This window comes from Clostridium lundense DSM 17049 (assembly GCF_000619945.1).
GTDB classification, from domain to species: Bacteria; Bacillota; Clostridia; order Clostridiales; family Clostridiaceae; genus Clostridium_AO; species Clostridium_AO lundense.
The window spans coordinates 179,960-202,684 of record NZ_JHVC01000002.1 but is presented as its reverse complement, the minus strand read 5'-3'; the positions used below and the strand labels follow the sequence as shown (position 1 = coordinate 202,684).

The following is a 22,725-nucleotide window of genomic DNA, read 5'->3' as shown; positions in this document are numbered from 1 at the left end:
ATTAATGATCACTACATAGTACAACATTATATGTAACCATTTTCATATTACAAAATGACAATACAATAATTATAAATATATTTATTGTATCATCACAAATTATCTTAATAGTTTTCTATAAAAAACACACCACAAGCATCCTTGCCAGCATGAACTCCTACAACACATCCAACTTCACATTCTATAAACTGATTTCCTTTTTCTTTTATAGTTTCCCTTAGATTAGTTAGAATATCCTTATTAGCTATATGAAGTAATATAGCAGGCTCATCCTCTTTTATGCCTACCTTGTCCAAATAATCCATTATATATCTTATAGCTCTTTTACTACCCCTAACCTTATCTATAACTACCATTTCTCCATTGCTAACAGCCAATATTGGCTTTATCCCTAAGACATTTCCAATTATTCCTGCTGTTCTTGATAACCTTCCACCTCTAACTAAATTGTCTAAATACTCAAAGGCAAGTACACTTTTCACATGTGGTACCGCTTTTATTATTTCTTTTTCTATTTCTCCAATATCTAATCCTGCTTCTTTTAATGTAGCTGCTTTTAGAACTAATAGTCCTAATCCGGAAGTTACATTTAAAGAATCAATAACTTTTATACAATCTGTTTCTAGCATATCCTTGGCGATACATGCAGATTGATAAGTTCCACTCATTTTTGACGACAAATGTATTGATACTATTTTGTACCCTTCATCTAAATATCCTTTATAACACTCTAAAAATCTTTGAGGATTTACCTGAGCTGTAATTGGAAAGTCCTCTGAACTCTCCATCTTCTCTAATAATGTCTGTGTATCTATATCAATTCCATCTATATAAGTTTCTTCTCCGAAATTAACAAGCAGTGGTAAAACCTCAATATCATGCTCTTCAACTATTTCTTTGGGTAGGTCTGCTGTACTATCTGTTATTATCTTTATTTTCTGCATACTCCAACCCCCTTTTATTTCATATTCGGATAATCCATCTGCCTTAATGCCTCATAAGTAACAATAGCTACTGTATTGGAGAGATTTAGTGATCTAGTGGTAGTATTTATCATAGGTACTTTTATACATCTTTCTGGATCACTATTTCTTATTTCATCAGGTAATCCACAGGATTCCCTGCCAAATACAATAAAGTCTCCTTCTTTAAAATTTACGTCATTATAATAGTTTTCTCCATGAGTTGTGGAGAAATAAAATGTTCCATCCTTATATTTCTCTCTTAAGTCTTCATAGGATTCATGTATCTCTATGTCTAAATAAGGCCAATAATCAAGACCTGCTCTTTTTAAATGTTTTTCATCTAAACTAAATCCTAAAGGTTTTATTAAATGAAGTTTACAATTTGTAAGTACACAAGTTCTAGCTATATTCCCTGTGTTCTGTGGAATCTCTGGTTGAAATAATACTATATTTAAGTTCAATTGTATTCCCCCTTGTACTAACGCAATTACTATATTGAATTTACATTCACATAAATATATTACTCTATTATATGAAAATAGTAAAGATATGAAAATACCATTTTACATTTTTTGTATTACGCTGCTATATAATATAATTTATACTTTCTTCTCCAAATAATTTGATTATATTTTTCTTAAAAAAATCCTTCATATAATTTAATTCTTCATCCTTATATATGTACTTGCCATATCCAAATTGCCCAAACTTAAATTTTCTTAATTCTTCTTCCATAGGTAGTAGAGTATTAGAATATATAGTTAATATATTTTCTTTTGCTCTTTTAGTAAATCTATGGGATATTACTTCAAATTTCAAGTTTATTCCTTTAAAATTATCATATATGTTTTCTAATACATCGTAATAATCTTTTTCCCATGATGGATAAATAAATACTGGTGCTATAATAAATCCTAAATTATATCCACTTTCTCCAATTTTCTTAGCAGCTTTTAGCCTTTCCTCTAAACTTGGTGTTCTATGTTCGAATCTGGTTATTACATCTTTGGTATTTATACTAAATCTTATAGTAGTTCTTCCATTATGCTTTAAATTTAAAAGATCATCTACATCAGTATACTTTGTAACAAACCTAAACAAAGAATTCTGGTTTTCTCCAAAATACTCTATAGATTTCTTTAAAGCTTCACTATAAGTTTCCACAGGTATGGGATCCGAAGTAGCCGCCCCTTCAAAAATAGTTATTTCTGGCTTCCTACTTTCTATATACTCTCCCGCTTTATCCAATATCTCTTCTATATTCGCATGAATTTTAATATATGGTTTCTTACCCATTTGAGTATTTAGATAACAATATTCACACATACCCATACAACCACTAACTATAGGAAGTTGATAATGAGCGGATGGCTTGCAAGATTCAAAATTCAAAGTTTTCCTTACTCCCACTACCAAGGTATTTTTGCCTTCAATATACATTTGTCTATTATCTTTTCCTGGTATACCTGTAATTCTTCCATTTTTGGAATATAGAATATCTATATTCTCATTTTTAAATCTCTTTAAAAGATTTTTGCCCAACTCATAATTTAAAGCATTTTCTTCAAATATCACTCTTTTAGGAATAAACATACTACACACCTCCATAATACTAGTATGTTTATTTATTACATTTTTATCCGATAGCTACGCTTCTGGAGCTAAGAATCGCTTGATAATATAAATTTTCCTATTGCCTTTGCTACACCATCTTCATTATTAGTATCTGTTATATAATCAGAATTACTCTTTACCAATTCATTACCATTACCCATTGCTATTCCCATTCCTGCAAATTTTATCATAGAAAGATCATTTTCACTATCCCCTATACACATTACTTCTTCTCTAGTTAAATTATAGTAATTTGCAAGTATGCTAACAGCATTTCCCTTAGAAACTCCTTTAGTCATAATTTCTATATTGTTTACAAAAGAACTCACTACTTCTAATCCTTCTTCTTTTAATAACTCTTCTTTAACTAGCTTTAACTTTTCATAGTCTTTATCTATAACTATACACTTTAGTATTTCATTTTCATATTCCTTAAAACTTTCCTCCCAATTTGAAGTAATCATTATATTAATTCTTCTGTCTTCTGGGAGACTCTCATTCATTTTAGAATAAAATTTTGATGAATAAACCAATTTTTCTGTAATAATACCATTATAAGTATTGAAATGAGGATACATATCATACTTTTTAATTATCTCTATAATTTTTTTACAGTTTTTATAACCTAAAAGTGATTTATATATAACTTTATCCTTGTTCTTATCTCTTATATAAGCACCGTTAGATGCTATAACTGGAGTTTTTACTCCAATTAAATCTGCATAATAATTTGCTGACACAAATAATCTTCCTGTACTTACAGCTACCTGCACTCCTTTTTCAGAAGCCTTCTTAATAGCCTCCAAATTTCTTTTACTTATTTCATTATTGCTATTAAGCAATGTGCCATCCATATCTGTGCATATTAGTTTATATGACAATTGACAACATTCCCTTCTTATTTTATTGCTACATTTTATTATAACAGAAAAAGCTATATTTAATTTTATTAGTTTTTATTATTAATATAATTAATTATACCTTTAGCAATATTTTCACCAGTACTTTTTAATATACTTTCGTCCTGTAATTTCTTTCTATCACCCTCATTAGTTATAAATCCACACTCTACTAAAACACAGTTAGAATTGCTATATCTTAATACTGCTATATTCTGCCTTAGTATTCCTCTATCATGCCATATTCCATCTTTTATATTTTGCTTTTGTATGCTTTTAGCTAATTCAATTCTTTCTTCTCTCTGAAACCCGTTAGGGTCATAATAATAGGTAGATATACCTTCATATTTGTTCTCTTTAAAAGAATTTACATGAATTGACACAAAAACTTCAGGTCTTATATCATTAACAAAGTTACCTATTTCTTTTAATGGAATTAATTTATCTTCCTCTCTTGTCATATACACCTTAAAACCATTCTGCTGAAGATAAGATTTTGTATAAGAGGCTATTGCTAAATTTATATTTTTTTCGTACAAATTACCTATATTGGTACCCTTATCAACTCCTCCATGACCTGGATCAACTACTATTATTCTATCCAATTTTCTATCAATTTTTTCATCCATTTTAAACGGCTTGTCCATTTTTAGATTATCCAAATTTTCTTTAGCAACTTTTTTCTTCTCTCCCAATACAACATGAGGTTTGCTTACTACAAGTATATTTTTATTGTATTTTATATCACAATTTACAAATAATACCATTAATAAGTTAAAAAAAATACAAGAAACTAGTAATCTTTCCTTGTTCTTTCTTCTCATATACTTCTTCACTATCCTTTTTTATTGTATTTTTTGTGGTGCGGGTAACAGGACTTGAACCTGCATGGTTTCCCGCTAGAACCTGAATCTAGTGCGTCTGCCAATTCCGCCATACCCGCATTTTATTTTTCCATTCTCATCTTAGCCTAAAAATCACTTGATGTTTAATATTATATCACATATTTGGAATATTTTATATAACGGCAGAATAAAATTAATAAAAAAGTTATATGTAATATTATAGTACTTTTACATATAACTTTTCTATTTCTAACTCTTGATTCGCCTAAAAAATTTTACTGTATAATACTTGCCTCTTCCTTGATTCTCTTTTATATATTTTTCTATAAATTCATATAACTCTTCTTTTTCGTTATATTCTATTATATTTTGTTTTTCTCCATAGAACTCAATATAGACATGTTCTATTATCTCTTCCATTTTAAATTTTAAGGATACATCCTCTATATTCTGAATAAATTCCTTGTCACCTTCATTTTCATTCTTATATATGCCTATAGATTTTAGTCTACTAATTATATATAAATACAGGGGAATTATACTTTTAGCCTTAATAACTTTCCTTCTATTGTTTACAATTATTAATATTCTTACTATTATTGAAAAAAGCATTAATAACAATAATCCAAATAAGCTGCTAAAATACCATTCTTTATAATTTTTAATTTCTTCTTTTTCTATAGTTTTTTCCTCAGTTTTTTTTATATTATTTTTATTGTGTTCCTCAATCTTAGCACTCCCTTGATTTACATTTTCTTTTTGTTTCTCTAAATCTCTTTGTATCTCATCTGGTGCTGAGGGTACTGTATCTAATATAGACCAGCTATTACTAAGAGGATCAATCAATACTTCTGACCAAGCATGTGCATTCTTATTAGATACAATAAATAGTCCGTTCGTATCCTTATCATAAGTCATGTTAAATCCTTCTACATATCTTGCTGGTATTCCAGCTATTCTACACATTATAGTAGCTGCAGTAGCAAAGTAAGTACAATAGCCTCTTTTTTCTTTAAACAAAAAGTTATCTACAAATTCCTTTCCATCTGATAGTGGTGGAACTTCCAAAGAATACTTATAATTTTCATTAAGGTACTGATAAATTCTAAACACTTTTTCTCCAGGATCCTTTTCCCCCTTAGTAATATTTTTAACCAAATCAAATACTCTCTTTGGAATATTATCTGGCAATTGTAAATATACATCATACTCTTTAAATTTTTCTGGTTCTAAACTTAACGACCGTTTATATCCATAGTCCATTATAGTAGTAATAATATTTTTTTTGTTATATATATTATTTGACATTACAGAGTATTTCAAATTATCATTATAAAACTTTACAGTATACTCCTTATTTATATCATTGGATGCTATAAAATTATTGTCCTTATCATAGAATACTTTTTCTCCTTTTATATCTACACCTGTAGTATACATAGGAGCAAATAAAGTAGATGTATTAATGTATTTAGGATAGATTGTAATATAGTCAACTTTTGATTCTCCTAATATAGAGAGGATATTACTACCCTTTGGTTCCAATGCATAATTATTCTTATCAACTCTTTCATAATTATTTTGAATGCCCTTCCAAGAGAATCCATCATAATACTCTTTACTGATACCTCTTAGATAATATGGCCTATCTGCTTTAACCTTAAAAACTTCTTTATTGTCTATAGTAATTGGTCCTCCAAGCTTTTTGTCTGTATTTGTATAACCTGAAGAACTTATATTGTACACATTTTCTAAATCTCTTCTATTAGTTGAAAATTTATTTATAATTTTCTTTGCACTTTCCCTGTTATACTTTCCTCCTATCTCCTTAGGAAGAAAACCTTGAACTACTGTTATAAAAAAACTTATCATAACTACATATACTACTATTTTTTTTGAAGATATAAATATTTTTACTTCTCTATATTTTAAATCATCTATATTACTCATATAAGTACTTATACAATAAGTAATAATACTTATAATAATAAAATAGGGCGTATATTTTTTTATTGCTTCTGTATATCCATAATGCCAAAAAAACACCATGGAAGATGTGGTAATAAGCAATATAAAATTAGACCATACTTTGTTACTAATCCATAATGTTAAAAACATAAGTAATGGGATTATTATAGCCAAGATAACCTTGAATTGATAAAATGCTGTCATTTCTCCATTATATATGCTGTTATTTAACTCCGTTACATATTTTATATTTAAATTATACAACTTCATTAAATAACCTGTATTATAATATATAAATAATAATGAAAACAAAATAATCAATAATATAAATAGAAGCCTATATAAAAATCTCTTTAATAAGCTACTATAAAAGCAATATATAATTGATGCTAAAATAAACATAAAAGTAAAAAATCCATAAGAAAAGTTATTTATTTTAAAACATTTCTTCATAACTATCATTATAAAAAACATATTAATATATATTAAACATATATATATTATATTATTTTTGAAATCTTCCATAAAATATATCCTTTCATTAGCCAATAGCTTCATTAAAACTTATACATCTTATATTCATTTCCTTTAGAGTAGATACATTCTCAATATTGTCAAAACTACTTACAGAATAGAAAGCTAAAATTTTATATCCTAATCTTCTTAGATATATTAAATTATCTTTTATTTGCTCGTTTATTTTTGGAGTTATAAGTATCACAAAACTATTTTTATCTATTCTATTTAAATTGTCTATAATAAACTTAAAAAAGTCTTCTTCGCCCTCACTTTTATGCATTAAAAAGTACTCCATTATTTCTTGAAAATCATTCCTTTTACTTACACTAAAACTTTTCATTTCATTATTACAAATATGCAAATTACTTTTTATCCCCCTAACTATCATCATATTAATTAAAGAAGAGGTTAAATCTATTAATTCTTCTTCTTTTTCTTCGCTTTTTTCATTGAAATAATCTTCTTTATTCATATTTAATATAATGTTAGTTTTTTCTCCATTAACCATCTCAAGGTTTTTTGTGTATAACTCTCCATACTTAGCACTTATTTTCCAATGAATATTTCTTAAATTATCTCCTGTTCTATATTTTCTTATATCGCTTATAGAATAGTCCTCTCTAATGTTTCCTTTTTCTTTTATTGTAGTGTTAAATAAATCTTCTCCAGAAAAATTAAATTTATCTAGATGATAAATTTTAGGATATACCTTAATTATATTTCTCTTTTTTATAACCTTTTCAAAATTAAAAAGTGAAAAAAAATCCTTAAAGTATAGCTTACTTTCTCCAAAATTGTATATTCCTCTAGTAAAAAATCTTACTTTTGTATTTAATCGTTTATTTGCATCCATATCCAAGCTAAAAACATATCCTTTATAACTCTTATCTAATTCATAAAGAACTGTATTATGCATCTCTATATAATACACAGGTAATATACCATAATTCTTAATTACCGTATGGATTTCTGTGTCCTCAAAAGTGTAAAAGGTATCTCTACTAAATTTTATATCTATAACTATATTTCTTCCTATTATCAACACATATATTAAGGAAAAACTTACAATACATAATAGTGCATAAAATATTGAATATGGTAAATTTCCACCTTGTAAATAAGCATAGATAAAAGAAATACAAAACAATACCAAAAAATTTTTATTTCCAACCTTTATCATATTTTATCACCCTTTATCTTTGGGACTGGTAAGATTTTTAATATCTCCTTAATTACCTCTTCTCTAGTATAGTTATTAGCTCTTCCATAAGGAGACATTATAACTCTGTGACTTAAAACAGAAATAGAATTTTCTTTTATATCTTCTGGTATTACATAATCTCTTCCATTTATAAGAGCAGATGCCTGAGATACTCTCAATAAAGCTAGGCATGCTCTAGGACTTATTCCCAATGACAGACATTTGTTATTTCTTGTAGCCTCTGCTATATTTACTATATAATAATTTATTTCATCCGATACATGAATATCTCTTGCTTTTTTCTGAATTTGTATAATATCTGTAGCATCTGCAACTTTACCTATATTCTTTAAAGGATCATTGTTCTTATAAACTTTTAACATTTGGCTTTCATAAACCTTTTCCGGATATCCTATATTTACTTTGAGTATAAATCTATCTAATTGTGCTTCAGGTAATGTAAAAGTGCCCTCATATTCTATAGGATTTTGAGTTCCTAATACTATAAAAGGTTCATCTAATTTATAAGTTTCATTTCCCTCTGAAACCTGCTTTTCTTCCATTACCTCTAAAAGTGCAGATTGCGTTTTAGGTGAAGTTCTATTTATTTCGTCTGCTAATATTATATTAGAGAATATAGGGCCTTTTTTAAATTCAAATTCCATGGTCTTTTGATTATAAATAGATATTCCTAAAATATCTGATGGAAGTAAATCTGGTGTAAACTGTATCCTTTTATAAGATAAATTTAGAGATTTAGCCAAAGCCTTTACCAATGTAGTCTTGCCTACCCCAGGAACATCTTCTATAAGTATATGTCCATTAGCAATAATACCCTTTATTATATTATAAATTTCATATTCCTTTCCTATAATTACCTTATCAATATTATAAACTATATTCTTTATTAATTCTCTTTCTCCCATAATCAACACTCCTTTGTAAATATTATACACATTATATACCATAAACCAAAAGTAAGGTTGTACATTGTTTTTTAATAATGCACAACCTTACTTTTACTTTTTCTTAGTTCCTACTTTTATTAGACCTTCTACCGGTCTATAAAAGTCATTAGATATAAGCTCCTTATTAATTAATTTATCATTTTCATAAGTGTTTTTATATACATTTACTTTAAATCCTGTATAAGGCTTCTGTACTACTTCTTCTGTACCAATTAAAAGGTTTGGATCATTTACCTTTTTTGTAGTAGTTTCTATTCTAGAATAGACATCTGTAGTTATATCATAGTATCTGCTTGTTAATGACGAATTTGAATAAATATTAAAAGTAACATTTCCTCCACTAGTAATTCCTTCTATATATATAGGATATGGTAATGTGTTTTTAAACTTATAATCTATATTTCCCCAATCTACTGTGGCATCTCTACCTAAAGGCACATAACTTGAAGGTAAAGTATGATGTACTCTCTCTACAGATTTTAAATTAGCTTTAAGTGCAGCATTATATAAAGTTGAGGATACCTGACATATTCCTCCTCCAAGCCCTGAATCCACTTGATTTCCTACTATAACTGCAGCTGATTGATACCCCCTTGCTTCAGTTCTTTCTCCTACTATGTCATTAAAACTGAATACGTCCCCTGGCATTAATATTGTATTATTTATGCCTTTTGTAGCAATTTGAATATTATTTGCCCTTTGACTAGAAGAAATATCTCCATAATTAGTATGAAAAGTTGATATTAAATTATTTATACTAGATAATTTTTCTTTAACTATATGAGGTTTTATCTCATCTATTGGTGCATTTACTTCTATATCTTTTTCAGTATCTCCATCAATTTTTTCAAATATTTCTTGCTGTAGCTTGTCCTTATTTAACTTTTTACCTGTTTTTTCAGCAGTTATATCAAATCCGCTCCATGACTTGCTAATCTTAGCATTTTCCGCATTTCTATTTACATCTTTTTCAATCTGTTCTATAAGATCCTTTATTGGTTTTTGATTATAAGAAAAGTTAAACTTATATACCTTTTCCTTTGCATTCTTTATTAACTTATATTTACTAATTAAGTTTAGATTCTTGCCATAAGAATAAGCTTGCTGAAGAACCTTATCCTCGTCATAATTGGCATTAATTTTATCAAAAGTTAAAGTATAATTCTTATCTGGAGTTTTTATAATTAATTTTTTGTTAGGTATTTTATCGTCTAATTGCTCTTTTATAATCTTTTTGCCTTCATCAAACTTTTTGCCAGATAGATCTACACCTTCTACTTTAACTCCTGGGTAAAATAAGTTATCATAATATTTCACATAACTATATGCATAAGTTACACCAGCTGAAACAATTCCCAGTAAAATTACGGCTAATAAACTAAATATTATTATAAGTCCTTTTTTCTTAGATTTCTTTTTTCTTACCATATGCATCACCTCGCAATTTACACTTATTAATTATACTATAAATAATTATTTATACAATAATTGCGAGATTTTTATGACATGAAAGTTTTCACTATGATAGAATATAATAGAACAAGAGTAAAAACTATAAAGGGAGTGATTTTTATGGAATATAATGACGAAAAAATCAAATATTATCTTAAAAATATTCTAACCATTCCAAGTCCTAGTGGGTTTACTGAAAAAGTAATGGACTATATTAAAGAAGAATTACATATATTAAATGTTCCTTATTTTATCACTAATAAGGGTGCTGTTGTTATTACATTAGAAGGAAAAAATAAAGATTATGAGAGAGTATTTTCAGCACATATAGATACATTAGGAGCCATGGTTAAAAGTATAAAGTCTAACGGGACTCTTTCATTTGTTCCTGTTGGTGGCTTCATGATGAATTCTATTGAAGGTGAAAACTGCACTATAGAAACTCTTGATGGTAGAAAAATCACTGGAACAATTCAAAGTATTAAACCTTCCGTCCATATAAGCGGAGATGAAGCCCGTGAACTAAAAAGAGTTCCAGAAAATATGGAAATAGTTATTGATGAAAAGGTATTTTCAAAGGAAGATACCCAAAAACTTGGTATAGATGTGGGAGACTTTGTATGTTTTAGTACTAGAACTGCATTTACCCCTAGCGGTTTTGTAAAAAGTAGACATTTGGATGATAAGGCAAGTGCTGCTATTATCCTTTATGCAATAAAATACTTAGTAGAAAATTCTATAGAACTTCCATATACAACTAGCTTTTTTATAAGTAATTATGAAGAGGTCGGCCATGGTGCCTCTGCTGCTCTTCCTAAAAATATAAAAGAATTCATATCTGTAGATATGGGTGCTCCTGGTTTAGATCAAAACTCTTCAGAATATGCAGTATGTATATGTGCTAAAGATTCCTCTGGCCCATATGATCTAGAATTAAGAAAGAAACTAGTTAATATATGTAAAGAACAAAATATTCCTTATAAAATAGATATATATCCTCATTACGGTTCTGATGCTTCTGCAGCCTTACGCGCAGGTTGGGATATTAAAACTGCCTTAATAGGAACAGGAGTATTTGCTTCCCATGGATATGAAAGAACGCACATGGAAGGTATCTTATCTACTTTAGATTTGATAATCAAGTATTGTCAAACAGAATAGTTCATTTAATGAGGACTGAATAATTAAGAGTAACTAATAAATTATTATATTTTTAACTGTGTTAAAAGTATGCATATAATTTAGAAAGGCCTTGCATTGCAAGGCCTTTCTATTACCTATAAATTTTGCATAGATAATAGGTTCTTTCCTTAACTGCTCACTATTCATTATTAATTCTTCACTATATATAACTATTTTTGTCCATATTTATTATTATAATATTCAATCATTTTTTCAGCATCTTCTGTACTCAAAAGATGTACATGCCCTAATATTTTAGCATATATAAGTATTTTAGCACTCTTCTCTATTAATATACAGGATTTATAGGCATCTACCATGCTTTTTCCTATTCCTATTACTCCATGATTTTTAAGCAATGCTCCATTTCTTTCCTTTAGTGCTTCTACTGCATAAGAAGCTAATTCATCAGTACCTGGAAGAGCATATTTTGCAACTCTTACATCCCCTCCTATATGTTGAATCATGTCCTCCACCATCATAGGTATAGTAACCCCTGCTACTGCACAAGCTGTAGCATAAGTGCTATGGGTGTGAATAATAGCATTTATATTATTGATAGATTTATATATTTTTATATGCATTTTTAATTCTGAAGTAGGATTTCTATGGCCTTCTACTATATCTCCTTGTTCATTAAGTATAACCAAATCTTCAATTTTAGTATCCTCATATTCCATTCCTGATGGGGTCACGAGATATAGTTCCTCACCATTTTTATCTTTCAATCTCATACTCAGGTTCCCCCATGTACCTACGATTAATTTTTCATTATATAATCTTAATGACATATTTACTATTTGCTGTTTTTCTTTTTCAAACATATTACCCACCCCCGCTTTTATTTAAAAAAAATCGCCAAGTAATTTTTTAAAGCTTCATTGCATTTTTTATAGATATGTTATAAGGAGGTCTTAATATGCCTACTTCAGTTATTATGCCAGTTATATATTCGTTCGGTGTAACATCAAATGCAGGGTTAAATGTATCTATATTATTAGGAGCTATTGCTTGTCCAAATACTTCTCTTACTTCTTGATTATCTCTCTCCTCTATCACTATTTCATCTCCTGATTTTAAATTCATGTCTATGGTAGATATTGGCGCTGCTATATAAAATGGAATGTTATGTTCTTTAGCTAAAAGCGCTACTGAATAAGTTCCTATTTTATTTGCTGTATCTCCATTAGCAGTAATTCTATCTGCTCCTGTAATGACTAAATTTATTTTATTAAGCTTCATTGCATACCCTGCCATATTATCGGTTATTAGTGTAACAGGTATGTCTTCTTTTTGTAACTCCCATGTTGTTAATCGTGCACCTTGCAAAAGGGGTCTAGTTTCATCAGCATATACATGAATATTTTTACCCAAATGGTGAGCATATCTTATTACTCCTAGAGCAGTTCCATAACCTGCTGTAGCTAGTGCCCCTGCATTACAATGGGTTAGTACATTAGCCCTATGAGGAATAACTTCATTTCCATACTTTCCTATATTCTTGTTACATTGTATATCTTCTTCATATATTAAATTAGCTTCATTTAATAATTTTTCTTTAATTTTATTTTTAGATAACTCTTTATTAATATCTAATATCATTTTCATTCTATCCAATGCCCAAAATAAATTTACTGCTGTAGGTCTTGTAGAAGCTAATTGTTCAATTGCTTTATAAATAAACTCCATATATTGTTCTTTATTATTATTTTCCTTTTCTCCCTCTATAGCTGCCAGCACTACTCCATAAGCTGCTGATACTCCTATAGCTGGCGCACCTCTTACAGCTAATGACTTAATAGCCTTAGCTAAATCAGAGTATTTTTTACAAATCAAATATTCCTCTTTTAGAGGAAGCTTTGTACAATCAATAAGAATAAGCTTATCATCCTTCCATTCTATAGTTTTTACTTGTGCCATTTTTCATCCTCCTCTTAATTAGATTTATCTAATATGTACCTGCCCAGTATATTCAACTTCTTAAAGTGAATATATAATAGCGAATACAGCCCTAGATAAATTCTTCTAAACTTTAATTGAAGCAAGTAAATCTCCATCTAATTATAACATTTAAGTATAAATTTTCCATAAGTTTTGCAAAAACACTTCTTTCCTTTATTCAAATATGCATTTATAATATAACATTTTTTTATATTCATCTAATGGCTTCCCAGATTCGTAAGATAAATTAGGAAAGCTTTTTATTAATTCCTCCTTATTAATTTCATTTTCCAAATATTTTATAGCCACATTAGTTATATCTATTCCTTTTTTAACTCCCTCCATATATAACTGCTCTACATCTTTTTGTGTTACTTCTTCTATATTACATGGATGATTCCATTTTCTATGTTCTTTATTTAAATAATCTAACTTATCCTTTATCTTTTTTGGATATATAACTATATTAGCATTAGTTTTTTTTCTAATTATATATTCTGCAATAGCAAAAATTCCATTCTTTATTGCATTTGGTTCCATTAAAAATCTAATTCCAAATTTCATGTCCTTATAACAATAATTTATTACATAATTTTTTATCTCTAAATTGTATATATCATATAAAGCATTAAAATATAGTCTACTTATTATCTCAGGTACATTTTTCCCTATATTTACTTCATTACATAGTGGAGTATTATAAGCAACTGTACCTCTTTTTTTCTCTAATTCTATAAAGCCGATAATTTTTTCCAATTGCTTATGATAAACATCATACTTCTTTGTTTGTGGCAAATCCGGATGATATATTCCACCAAAATAATATATAAATGGATGTACAGAAGTATCTAATGCATAATGAGTTATAAACCCCAGTATATAACAAAGTAATATATTATAGTCATCCTCATCCTTCCATTCCTTTAATTTATCTATACAATATATAATAAAATTCCCCGTTTTATCTGTATGAAGACGCTGGCTTAACTTCATAACTCTCTTATGCTTACTAGGTATTAATGCACAATAATAAAGAAATATATCTGGTCCTTGTGATCCATATTGATAAAATTTTATATTATCTTCTATAATACTTTTATATTTATTATTTTGTATACCTTCTGCTATTTCATTACATGCTAAAATATGTGTTCTTGAATCTGGCATATGAGTCCCTCCCAAATAATTGCAGTTTTGTTTTTATAATTCTCAATTGCTGTATTTATTATTCAAAAAACACAATAAAAAAGTGCATCGCACTTTTTTAGTTTATAGAAGACAATTGACAGTTATGGATACTTTTCTTCCATTATCACTACAGAAAAGCTTAAAATTAAAGCTAAAAATGGAGAATTGAGTTTTTCATTTTCAATTCTCCACTAAATAAATCTATTGCCAATTTTTACATTACCAATCTCCGGAAGATCCTCCTCCTCCTGAGGAGCCTCCTCCAAAGCCACCGAAGCCTCCCCCACCAGAGGAACCTCCGCCAAAACCACCACCTCCGAAACCGCCACCACCACCACGGCCTCCTCTTCCATTCCAGAATGAATCCCAGAATAGGAAACTTAATAATTGCCTAGTAACTCTACCCCTATTCAATACTAAATCAAGTATAAATAAGAATAATACTATTTTTATAACAGGTCCTGCGGATGAAGTTTTATTATTTTTCTGTTGTTGCGGTAATGTAACTTTTTCATTTTTCTCTAATTTTACATTATATTCTTTAGCTATGGCATCTGCAAAAGCTGAATAGGACTCCTTTATTCCCTTGTCATAATCTTTATTTTTAAAAGCTGGTTTAAAAAGGCTTTCCATTACCCTATCAGTATATGCATCTGGTATAGGTCCCTCTAAGCCATATCCTACCTCAACTCTTCTCTTCTTATCCTGCATAGAAACTAGTATAAGAAGACCATTGTTTTTTTCCTTTTGCCCTATTTGCCACTTTCTAAAAAGAGTATTGGCATAGGTTTCTATATCGTATTCTCCAAGGGAGTTTACAATAACTACTACTGATTGGGCCCCTGTTTTATCTTCTAGTTCTTTTCCTACAGACACTATATATTCCTTTGCCTCTGGGCTTAATACATTGACATAATCATTTACATATTTTAAGTTTGTGGGCTTTGGTATATTTATTTCTGCGTTTACAGGAAAAACAGAAAATATTAATATAAAAAATAGTAACCCTAAAAACTTTTTAAATTTTTTCATAATTATTTACCTACGTTAAAATCTACTTTTGGTACTACCTTTGCTCCTTCACTAGCCTTATAATAGCTCTTTTCTTCAAATCTAAAAATTGATGCTATTATAGATTTAGGGAAGCCTTTAATAGTAGAATTATATTCGTCTACAGTACTATTATAATCCTTTCTAGCTATATTAATTCTATTTTCTGTTCCCTCTAACTGAATCATTAATGATCTAAAATTTTCATTAGATTTAAGTTCAGGGTATCTTTCTACAACTACAAGTAACCTTGAAAGAGCACTAGATAATTCATTATCCGCATTAGCTCTATCTGTTATATTCTGTGCTCCACCAAGTTTTGCTCTAGCATTAGCTATATCAGTAAATACATCCTTTTCCTGTTTTGCATATCCTTTAACTGTTTCTACTAAATTAGGTATTAAATCAGATCTTCTTTGAAGATCGCTATCTATATTAGATTCTGCCCTTTTTACCTTTTGATCTAAAGATACCATTTTATTATAACTAGATATTATTGGTGCAATTAATACTATTAATATTCCAAGTACTATTAATACATTTCTTAATGTTTTATTCATTTTTGCCTTTAGTGAGGGAGCGTATCCCACCACTAAACCTCACCTCTCTTCTTTACTTTTTATTATATTATACACTACCAAACTATTAATACAAATAATTTGTTATAACAAAAATACATTCCATTTTAATTAAATATATTTATATACGTTTCATAATTACCTATTTGAATATTATATAGCGTATTATAAATTCCTTTTAAATCAATGAGTTCTTCATGGGTCCCGCTTTCTACAACAACTCCTTTTTCTAAAACAATTATATTATTAGCCTGCTTAATAAAATTGTTGAATCTATGAGCTACAATTATACCTATTTTATTTTTCAATAAATCATTATACATATTAGACAAATTGTATTCTGATATAGCATCTAACGCTGCATTAGGTTCATCTAATATATATAAATCAGCTTCTTTTACAAATGCTCTTGCTAAGGCAACCCTCTGCCATTGACCGATTGATATTTGTTTACCATCATCAAACCAATAACCTAACTAAACATCAATGTTTTTAGGTTCATTAGCTGTCAAGCTCTTCAAATTGAATTTATTACTAATTTCATTAATTCGATTGTCGTTTCCCATAATATCTAAATTTCCATAGCTTATATTTTCTCTAAAAGTAGCTTCAAACTTAGCAAAATCCTGAAATAGAGTTCCTATTCTTTTTAATAACTCAGATTTGTCTATTTCTCTCAAGTCAATTCCATTTATGTATATATTACCTTCATAATCATTGTAGAATCCCATTATTATTTTTATTAAAGTAGTTTTCCCACTTCCATTTCTGCCTATTATAGCAGTAAAATCACCATTTTTTATAGTTAAATTAATATCTTTTAATATGTAGTCTCCATATTCTTTATACTTATAATAAAGATGTTCTATTCTTATTTCATCTATTTTCTTTAAATTTGTTACTTCCCTTTTATTATTTAAATTTAAAAAATCGTATAATTGATCTATAAAAATACTTTCCTTTTGTATACCTGCAAATGCTTCCAATATTTTTTGAATATAAGACTTTATATCCATAATTGTCCTTGTATAAGTTATGACATTTCCTATTAACATTTCACCAATATATCCACTATAAGCAACGTAAGCAAACATAAGTGCAGTTAAAATCTGCTCAACAATATCCACAATGGACAGATATAATGTAGATTGCTTTGCAATCTTTAAATCCTGTGCATTAAAGCCCTCAATATATTTCTTGTACTTATTTATAAAGTAATCAAATAATTTATAAGTTTTTAATTCTTTATAACTATCTCCATTTTTGATAATATAATCACAATACCATGCCTTTCTCTCCTGATTAGTTCTAGCTTTTATTATTTTAAATTGCTTTATATTTATGTTTTTAACTATAAAATACTTAATAATTGGAACTATTAGAACTACTAAGGTAAGATAAAAATTGATAACTGAGTTTCTCCTATATTTGAAATATTTTGTTAACCCAAAATATATAGGGTTCATAACTTCTAAATTATATTGCGTCATATTTCATATTCCTTAAACTTTGTTATAACTTATTTGTAAACTCTACTTCTCTTTCATCCTTCCTGTATTCTTTTGTAAATAGGAAAGGCAAATAGACTACACAGAAACAAATTAAGTTTGCTAATACTAATTTCCCGTTAAGAACAACATTAATCCCTACAGCATTGTTAAGAATAGGAAGAATTCCATTGTTTACGCAATGGATTATAGAAACAGTCCATATGTTCTCTGTCTTCATATACACAAAACCAAAGAATATAGAATAGGAAATACAGATAATCAATTGATTTAGAATAGAGTAAAAAGGCGTCATTGGACTATAATAAAACAGGTTTATTGGCAAATGCCATATACCCCATATAATGCCCAAAAGAATTACACCCTTTCGTTTACCGATTCTTTGTTGAAGAGCAGGTTGAAGGAAATATCTCCAGCCATATTCTTCTCCTAAAAATGCAATACACAGACTCGGGAAGTAAATCAAGCCAGTGGATCTTTTTGTGTTTATGAAAGCATCAATAAATTTTTTACCGTTTCCCAAGGTAAGTGCACTTAAAAAGTTTCCACATATACATAGAACCACAAATAACAAAATATACCCAATAGATGCCTTCACATTTTTTCCAAGCCCCAATCCGAAATCATATATTTTCTCTTTTTTATCTGCAAAGTATACAAGACATAAGGTAATGCTTCCTATAACCCACACCATGTTCATATACGCATTTGGATCTTTATGAAGTACATATATGTCTATTAAAAGAACTAAAATTGATGTAATGGTAAAAAACAAATAAGTTCCATAAAATTTCATGGGAAGGTTTTTGCGTCTTTCTTTGTTTAACAATAAAGCTGTCATAACACCTATAGATGGATAATATGCCTGTGTCAAGGTAAAAGAATCCAATGGGTATTTAGTGTATGCAAACCCCATAACAATGCCCATACCTATGGTCAAGCCAAAAGTTACCGCAAAAAATATAAAAAGATCTTTGTTGGAGAAATTGTATTCAGACACTTTTTACCACCTCATTATTATATATATTTTTTCATTTCCTCTTGTATTTTCCTACCAACCTGAACACCATTTAATAACTTTAATTCAATATCTAAAAAAATCAAATCAAAACTTGATTGATTTAACATATATTCACATAGTTCTTCTCCCGAATAAAACACTTCCATTTCAATTTTTTCCTTGATTTCATTGCTGACTTTTAATACTATATCTTCAATCTGAGAACATATCATTGATTCATCATCACATATCCCAATACGAAACATACTAAAAATACCTCCACTTTTTGCCTGGTCTATAACTGCTTCCATATTTACCACTTTTATCAACTATACTAAATAATATTATATCATAATCTTTTTCCAATCATATTCAATATTGTGGTAAAATTAAATCGTAAATACTTTCTTTTACAAAAACTTAATTCAAGGAGGTCTTAGTTTATGATTGGTGAAATAGTTGCGGTAGGAACCGAACTATTACTGGGAGATATTTTAAACACTAACGCTCAATATCTATCTAGAAGGTTAGCAGATATGGGTATATTCATTTATCATCAATCCGTAATAGGGGACAATGGCGAAAGAGTTCGACAAGAATTAGATTTGGCATTTAGAAGATCTGATATAGTTATAACTACTGGAGGTTTAGGCCCTACTAAAGATGATTTAACTAAAGAAATAGCAGCTGAATACTTCGGTAAAAAAATGGTTCTTCATAAAGAATCTTTAGAACTAATAGAAGGATACTTCAGAAGACAAAATAAAGAAATAAGTGAAAATAATAAAAAGCAAGCTTATTTTCCTGAAGGTTCTATAATCCTTCCAAATAATCATGGTACCGCACCAGGTTGTATAATAAATGGAAATGGTAAAACCTTAGTACTACTTCCTGGCCCACCAAAAGAAAATATCCCTATGTTTGAAGACTACGTTGTACCTTATCTTCAAAAATTTAATGAATATACATTAATATCTAAAACCCTTAAAATATGTGGTATGGGAGAATCCTCTGTAGCGACAAAAATAGGCCATATTATCGATAATCAATCTAATCCAACAGTAGCCCCTTATGCTAAAGAAAATGAGGTAACACTCCGAATAACTGCAAAAGCTAAAACTAAGGGAGAAGGCTATGCTTTAATAGATCCTATAGAAAAAGAAATTAGACATATCCTTGGAGATAATGTTTATGGAATTGATGAAGATTCTCTAGAAAGTGTTATAGGAAAAATGCTTATAGATAATAATTTAACAATTGCAATATCAGAATCTTGTACAGGAGGTCTTTTATGCGGAAGGCTTGTAAATTATCCTGGCATTTCAGAAGTACTTATAGAAGGAGCTGTTACTTATAGTAATAATGCAAAGATGAGAAGATTAGGTGTTAGACCAGAAACCTTAAATTATTTTGGAGCTGTAAGTGAACAAACTGCTGCTGAAATGGCACAGGGTATAGCTAGAACTTCTGGAGCAGCTATAGGAATTTCTACAACTGGTATTGCAGGCCCCGGCGGCGGAAGCACTGAAAAGCCTGTGGGACTTGTTTATATTGGTCTTTATATAAACGGAAAAATATATGTTGAAAAATTAAATTTAGCTGGAAATAGACAATCAATAAGGGCAAGAACTGTTACTATTGCATTGGACTTTTTAAGAAGAAAACTTATTTCAGAATACAGAGGATAAATGAAAGATTATATATAAAAAATAGTGTATCTTTTAGTAAAAATCAAAAGCAGCTGATAAAAATAAGTGAGTAAACTTCATTGCAACAGTCTACCCACTTATTTTTACTCTATTAAATTATACTTTATATTCAAAAGCAATAAAACTATATCTTAGCTACGCCTAGTTCTCTTGCTATTCTTCTTACTTCTTTTGCTACAGATTCACACACTTCTTTGTTAAATGGATCTGGGATTATGTAATCTTCCTTTAATTCCTCATCCTTTATAAGATTAGCAATTCCTTTCGCTGCTGCAAGCTTCATATCCTCATTTATTTCTTTTGCTCTTACATCTAAAGCTCCTCTAAATATTCCTGGGAATACAAGCACATTATTTATCTGATTTGGAAAATCAGATCTTCCAGTAGCCACAACCCTTGCTCCACCTTCTTTAGCTTCATCAGGCATTATTTCTGGTGTAGGATTTGCCATAGCAAAGACTATACTATCTTTATTCATAGTAGCTACCATTTCTTTAGTTAATACCTTAGGTGCAGAAACTCCTACAAATACATCTTTTCCTTTTATTACATCTTTAAGAGTTCCTCTTTCCAATTCTCTATTTGTAACCTTTGCTATTTCTCTTTGAGCTGGATTTAATCTTTCGTCACCTTCTACTAAGGCTCCGTTAATATCACACATAGTAACATTTTTAGCTCCAGCATTTAACAAAAGTTTACAAATAGCAATACCTGCTGAACCTGCTCCATTTATTACAATCTTAGCTTCTTCCAAGTTTTTATTAACTAATTTTAGTGCATTATATAATCCTGCTAAAACTACTATAGCTGTTCCATGTTGATCATCATGAAATACAGGAATATCTAATTCTTCTTTTAATCTTTTCTCTATATAAAAACATTCCGGTGCTTTTATATCCTCAAGGTTTATTCCTCCAAAAACTGGGGATATAAGTTTTACAGTATTTATTATCTCTTCAGGATCCTCCGTATCTAAACAAATTGGGAAAGCATCTATTCCTGCAAATTCCTTAAATAATAGTGCTTTTCCTTCCATTACAGGTAACCCTGCACTTGCTCCTATATTTCCTAACCCTAAAACTGCAGTACCATTTGTTACTACTCCTACTGTGTTTCCCTTTATTGTATATTCATATACCTTATCCTTATCCTTGGAAATTTCTATACAAGGTTCAGCAACTCCAGGAGTATATGCCACCGCTAAATCATGTCTATCCTTTACATGAACTTTCCCTATTACCTCTAATTTACCTTTTTTCTCTGAATGCATTTTTAAAGCTTCTTCTTTAATATCCATTTTTAACGCTTATTAAACTTAACCTTAGCTTGCATAGATTAAATCTAACAAAGCTCCCTCCCTTCTTTGTTTAAATTAAAATAATTGAGAATTGAATACAATGGAAACTTTCTACTTTCAACTATCAATTCTTCACTAAATAAAAAATAGTTATTGTTCATTACTCCTCTTTACTTGCTCCAGCAAAATACTCACAATATGGAGCTAAAGGGCACTTTTCACATTCAGGCTTTCTAGCCTTGCATATATTCCTACCATGCCATATTAAATAATGATGAGTGTCACTCCACATGTCTTTAGGTACATTTTTCATTAATTCTTTTTCTGCTTGCTCTGGGGTTTTGCCTTTTGCTAACCCAATTCTATTGGAGACTCTAAAAACATGAGTATCTACTGCTATAGCAGGTACACCAAAAGCATTGGATAAAACTACATTAGCAGTTTTTCTACCAACACCTGGCAACTTGGTTAACTCATCCATAGTACTTGGTACTCTTCCATTATGTTCACTCAATATAGTCTTTGAGGCTTCCAGTATATTTTTGCTTTTATTTTTATAAAAACCGCAACTTCTAATCTTATCCCCTAACTCCTCTTCTGAAAGAGTTACCATTTTTTCTGGGGTATTATACTCCTTATACAAATCTTTTGTAACTATATTTACTCTTTTATCCGTACATTGAGCAGATAATATAGTAGATATCAACAATTCATAAGGAGAATCAAAATTTAAAGCACACTTTGCATCAGGATACGTTTGCCTTAATATTTCTAATACTTTATCTATACCTTCTTTATTCATATTTTCACCACACCCTTATTTCAGAGTACAGATAACAGA

Annotated in this window: 21 protein-coding genes, 1 tRNA gene and 1 pseudogene; 2 read left to right on the top strand and 21 right to left on the bottom strand. The window is 29.1% G+C overall.

Features of this window, described 5'->3' with window-relative positions; all coding sequences use genetic code 11:
- Nucleotides 1-104: 104 nt before the first annotated feature.
- The 10 genes from T514_RS0104805 to T514_RS0104760 form a co-directional block, all read right to left on the bottom strand.
- The gene (locus T514_RS0104805; RefSeq protein WP_027623751.1) at nucleotides 105-944 is read right to left on the bottom strand and encodes a DegV family protein; all 840 of its coding nucleotides are present in this window, start codon (nucleotides 942-944) and stop codon (nucleotides 105-107) included.
- Nucleotides 945-958: 14 nt separating this feature from the next.
- Nucleotides 959-1,426 carry a tRNA (uridine(34)/cytosine(34)/5-carboxymethylaminomethyluridine(34)-2'-O)-methyltransferase TrmL gene (gene trmL / locus T514_RS0104800; RefSeq protein ID WP_027623750.1) on the bottom strand — a complete coding sequence of 156 codons (468 nt, stop codon included), beginning with the start codon at nucleotides 1,424-1,426 and terminating at the stop codon, nucleotides 959-961.
- Between the two features lie 124 nt (nucleotides 1,427-1,550).
- Nucleotides 1,551-2,558, bottom strand: coding sequence for a spore photoproduct lyase (gene splB, locus T514_RS0104795; RefSeq protein ID WP_027623749.1), 1,008 nt, complete (start codon nucleotides 2,556-2,558; stop codon nucleotides 1,551-1,553).
- 68 nt (nucleotides 2,559-2,626) lie between these two features.
- Nucleotides 2,627-3,460 carry a Cof-type HAD-IIB family hydrolase gene (locus tag T514_RS0104790; protein WP_027623748.1) on the bottom strand — a complete coding sequence of 278 codons (834 nt, stop codon included), beginning with the start codon at nucleotides 3,458-3,460 and terminating at the stop codon, nucleotides 2,627-2,629.
- A 68-nt stretch (nucleotides 3,461-3,528) separates the two neighbouring features.
- Nucleotides 3,529-4,302 carry an N-acetylmuramoyl-L-alanine amidase family protein gene (locus T514_RS0104785; protein ID WP_027623747.1) on the bottom strand — a complete coding sequence of 258 codons (774 nt, stop codon included), beginning with the start codon at nucleotides 4,300-4,302 and terminating at the stop codon, nucleotides 3,529-3,531.
- A gap of 36 nt (nucleotides 4,303-4,338) precedes the next feature.
- Nucleotides 4,339-4,421: transfer RNA gene (locus T514_RS0104780), tRNA-Leu, on the bottom strand.
- Nucleotides 4,422-4,572: 151 nt separating this feature from the next.
- The gene (locus T514_RS0104775) at nucleotides 4,573-6,561 is read right to left on the bottom strand and encodes a transglutaminase-like domain-containing protein (protein ID WP_169735798.1); all 1,989 of its coding nucleotides are present in this window, start codon (nucleotides 6,559-6,561) and stop codon (nucleotides 4,573-4,575) included.
- A 271-nt stretch (nucleotides 6,562-6,832) separates the two neighbouring features.
- On the bottom strand, nucleotides 6,833-7,990 hold the full coding sequence (locus tag T514_RS0104770) for a DUF58 domain-containing protein (protein ID WP_027623745.1): 1,158 nt from the start codon (nucleotides 7,988-7,990) through the stop codon (nucleotides 6,833-6,835).
- On the bottom strand, nucleotides 7,987-8,937 hold the full coding sequence (locus T514_RS0104765; RefSeq protein ID WP_027623744.1) for an AAA family ATPase: 951 nt from the start codon (nucleotides 8,935-8,937) through the stop codon (nucleotides 7,987-7,989). The genes T514_RS0104770 and T514_RS0104765 overlap by 4 nt, the downstream gene beginning before the upstream one ends.
- A 93-nt stretch (nucleotides 8,938-9,030) precedes the next feature.
- Nucleotides 9,031-10,407, bottom strand: coding sequence for a VanW family protein (locus T514_RS0104760; protein ID WP_027623743.1), 1,377 nt, complete (start codon nucleotides 10,405-10,407; stop codon nucleotides 9,031-9,033).
- Between the two features lie 144 nt (nucleotides 10,408-10,551).
- Here T514_RS0104760 and T514_RS0104755 point away from each other — a divergent pair, with 144 nt between their 5' ends.
- The gene (locus tag T514_RS0104755) at nucleotides 10,552-11,592 is read left to right on the top strand and encodes a M42 family metallopeptidase (protein ID WP_027623742.1); all 1,041 of its coding nucleotides are present in this window, start codon (nucleotides 10,552-10,554) and stop codon (nucleotides 11,590-11,592) included.
- Nucleotides 11,593-11,783: 191 nt separating this feature from the next.
- Here the strand turns inward: T514_RS0104755 and T514_RS0104745 are convergent, their stop codons facing one another.
- The 9 genes and pseudogenes from T514_RS0104745 to T514_RS0104700 all read right to left on the bottom strand — a co-directional run bounded on the left by T514_RS0104745 (nucleotide 11,784) and on the right by T514_RS0104700 (nucleotide 19,198).
- Nucleotides 11,784-12,437 (bottom strand): class II aldolase/adducin family protein, encoded by a 654-nt coding sequence (locus T514_RS0104745; protein ID WP_027623741.1) that lies wholly within the window; start codon nucleotides 12,435-12,437, stop codon nucleotides 11,784-11,786.
- A gap of 46 nt (nucleotides 12,438-12,483) precedes the next feature.
- On the bottom strand, nucleotides 12,484-13,533 hold the full coding sequence (gene mtnA, locus T514_RS0104740; protein WP_027623740.1) for an S-methyl-5-thioribose-1-phosphate isomerase: 1,050 nt from the start codon (nucleotides 13,531-13,533) through the stop codon (nucleotides 12,484-12,486).
- A gap of 195 nt (nucleotides 13,534-13,728) precedes the next feature.
- Entirely contained in the window at nucleotides 13,729-14,721 is a 993-nt protein-coding gene (locus T514_RS0104730) for a zinc dependent phospholipase C family protein (protein WP_027623739.1), read from the bottom strand.
- A 240-nt stretch (nucleotides 14,722-14,961) separates the two neighbouring features.
- Entirely contained in the window at nucleotides 14,962-15,774 is an 813-nt protein-coding gene (locus tag T514_RS0104725) for a TPM domain-containing protein (protein ID WP_027623738.1), read from the bottom strand.
- Nucleotides 15,775-15,776: 2 nt separating this feature from the next.
- Complete coding sequence (locus tag T514_RS0104720) at nucleotides 15,777-16,352, bottom strand: LemA family protein (protein ID WP_027623737.1); 576 nt, start codon at nucleotides 16,350-16,352, stop codon at nucleotides 15,777-15,779.
- 125 nt (nucleotides 16,353-16,477) lie between these two features.
- Complete coding sequence (locus T514_RS27245; RefSeq protein ID WP_027623736.1) at nucleotides 16,478-16,693, bottom strand: hypothetical protein; 216 nt, start codon at nucleotides 16,691-16,693, stop codon at nucleotides 16,478-16,480.
- 51 nt (nucleotides 16,694-16,744) lie between these two features.
- Nucleotides 16,745-17,836, bottom strand: a pseudogene (locus T514_RS27630) (ATP-binding cassette domain-containing protein); the annotation flags it as partial.
- A 46-nt stretch (nucleotides 17,837-17,882) separates the two neighbouring features.
- Complete coding sequence (locus T514_RS0104705) at nucleotides 17,883-18,878, bottom strand: CPBP family intramembrane glutamic endopeptidase (RefSeq protein ID WP_027623734.1); 996 nt, start codon at nucleotides 18,876-18,878, stop codon at nucleotides 17,883-17,885.
- A 17-nt stretch (nucleotides 18,879-18,895) separates the two neighbouring features.
- The gene (locus T514_RS0104700) at nucleotides 18,896-19,198 is read right to left on the bottom strand and encodes a response regulator (RefSeq protein ID WP_242850559.1); all 303 of its coding nucleotides are present in this window, start codon (nucleotides 19,196-19,198) and stop codon (nucleotides 18,896-18,898) included.
- A 123-nt stretch (nucleotides 19,199-19,321) separates the two neighbouring features.
- Here T514_RS0104700 and T514_RS0104695 point away from each other — a divergent pair, with 123 nt between their 5' ends.
- The gene (locus T514_RS0104695) at nucleotides 19,322-20,566 is read left to right on the top strand and encodes a competence/damage-inducible protein A (RefSeq protein WP_027623732.1); all 1,245 of its coding nucleotides are present in this window, start codon (nucleotides 19,322-19,324) and stop codon (nucleotides 20,564-20,566) included.
- A gap of 145 nt (nucleotides 20,567-20,711) precedes the next feature.
- Here the strand turns inward: T514_RS0104695 and T514_RS0104690 are convergent, their stop codons facing one another.
- The gene (locus T514_RS0104690; protein WP_027623731.1) at nucleotides 20,712-21,884 is read right to left on the bottom strand and encodes an NAD(P)-dependent malic enzyme; all 1,173 of its coding nucleotides are present in this window, start codon (nucleotides 21,882-21,884) and stop codon (nucleotides 20,712-20,714) included.
- A 160-nt stretch (nucleotides 21,885-22,044) separates the two neighbouring features.
- Nucleotides 22,045-22,686: an endonuclease III gene (nth, locus tag T514_RS0104680; RefSeq protein ID WP_027623730.1), complete on the bottom strand. Its 642-nt coding sequence runs from the start codon at nucleotides 22,684-22,686 to the stop codon at nucleotides 22,045-22,047.
- Nucleotides 22,687-22,725 lie beyond the last annotated feature (39 nt).

Coding starts and splice junctions, on each gene's coding strand:
- T514_RS0104805 (WP_027623751.1), bottom strand. CDS start 944: ATGCAGAAAATAAAGATAATAACAGATAGTACAGCAGACCTACCCAAA.
- splB (WP_027623749.1), bottom strand. CDS start 2,558: ATGTTTATTCCTAAAAGAGTGATATTTGAAGAAAATGCTTTAAATTAT.
- T514_RS0104785 (WP_027623747.1), bottom strand. CDS start 4,302: ATGAGAAGAAAGAACAAGGAAAGATTACTAGTTTCTTGTATTTTTTTT.
- T514_RS0104775 (WP_169735798.1), bottom strand. CDS start 6,561: ATGAAGTTGTATAATTTAAATATAAAATATGTAACGGAGTTAAATAAC.
- T514_RS0104770 (WP_027623745.1), bottom strand. CDS start 7,990: ATGATAAAGGTTGGAAATAAAAATTTTTTGGTATTGTTTTGTATTTCT.
- T514_RS0104765 (WP_027623744.1), bottom strand. CDS start 8,937: ATGGGAGAAAGAGAATTAATAAAGAATATAGTTTATAATATTGATAAG.
- T514_RS0104760 (WP_027623743.1), bottom strand. CDS start 10,407: ATGGTAAGAAAAAAGAAATCTAAGAAAAAAGGACTTATAATAATATTT.
- T514_RS0104755 (WP_027623742.1), top strand. CDS start 10,552: ATGGAATATAATGACGAAAAAATCAAATATTATCTTAAAAATATTCTA.
- T514_RS0104745 (WP_027623741.1), bottom strand. CDS start 12,437: ATGTTTGAAAAAGAAAAACAGCAAATAGTAAATATGTCATTAAGATTA.
- mtnA (WP_027623740.1), bottom strand. CDS start 13,533: ATGGCACAAGTAAAAACTATAGAATGGAAGGATGATAAGCTTATTCTT.
- T514_RS0104730 (WP_027623739.1), bottom strand. CDS start 14,721: ATGCCAGATTCAAGAACACATATTTTAGCATGTAATGAAATAGCAGAA.
- T514_RS0104725 (WP_027623738.1), bottom strand. CDS start 15,774: ATGAAAAAATTTAAAAAGTTTTTAGGGTTACTATTTTTTATATTAATA.
- T514_RS0104720 (WP_027623737.1), bottom strand. CDS start 16,352: ATGAATAAAACATTAAGAAATGTATTAATAGTACTTGGAATATTAATA.
- T514_RS27245 (WP_027623736.1), bottom strand. CDS start 16,693: ATGTATAATGATTTATTGAAAAATAAAATAGGTATAATTGTAGCTCAT.
- T514_RS0104695 (WP_027623732.1), top strand. CDS start 19,322: ATGATTGGTGAAATAGTTGCGGTAGGAACCGAACTATTACTGGGAGAT.
- T514_RS0104690 (WP_027623731.1), bottom strand. CDS start 21,884: ATGGATATTAAAGAAGAAGCTTTAAAAATGCATTCAGAGAAAAAAGGT.
- nth (WP_027623730.1), bottom strand. CDS start 22,686: ATGAATAAAGAAGGTATAGATAAAGTATTAGAAATATTAAGGCAAACG.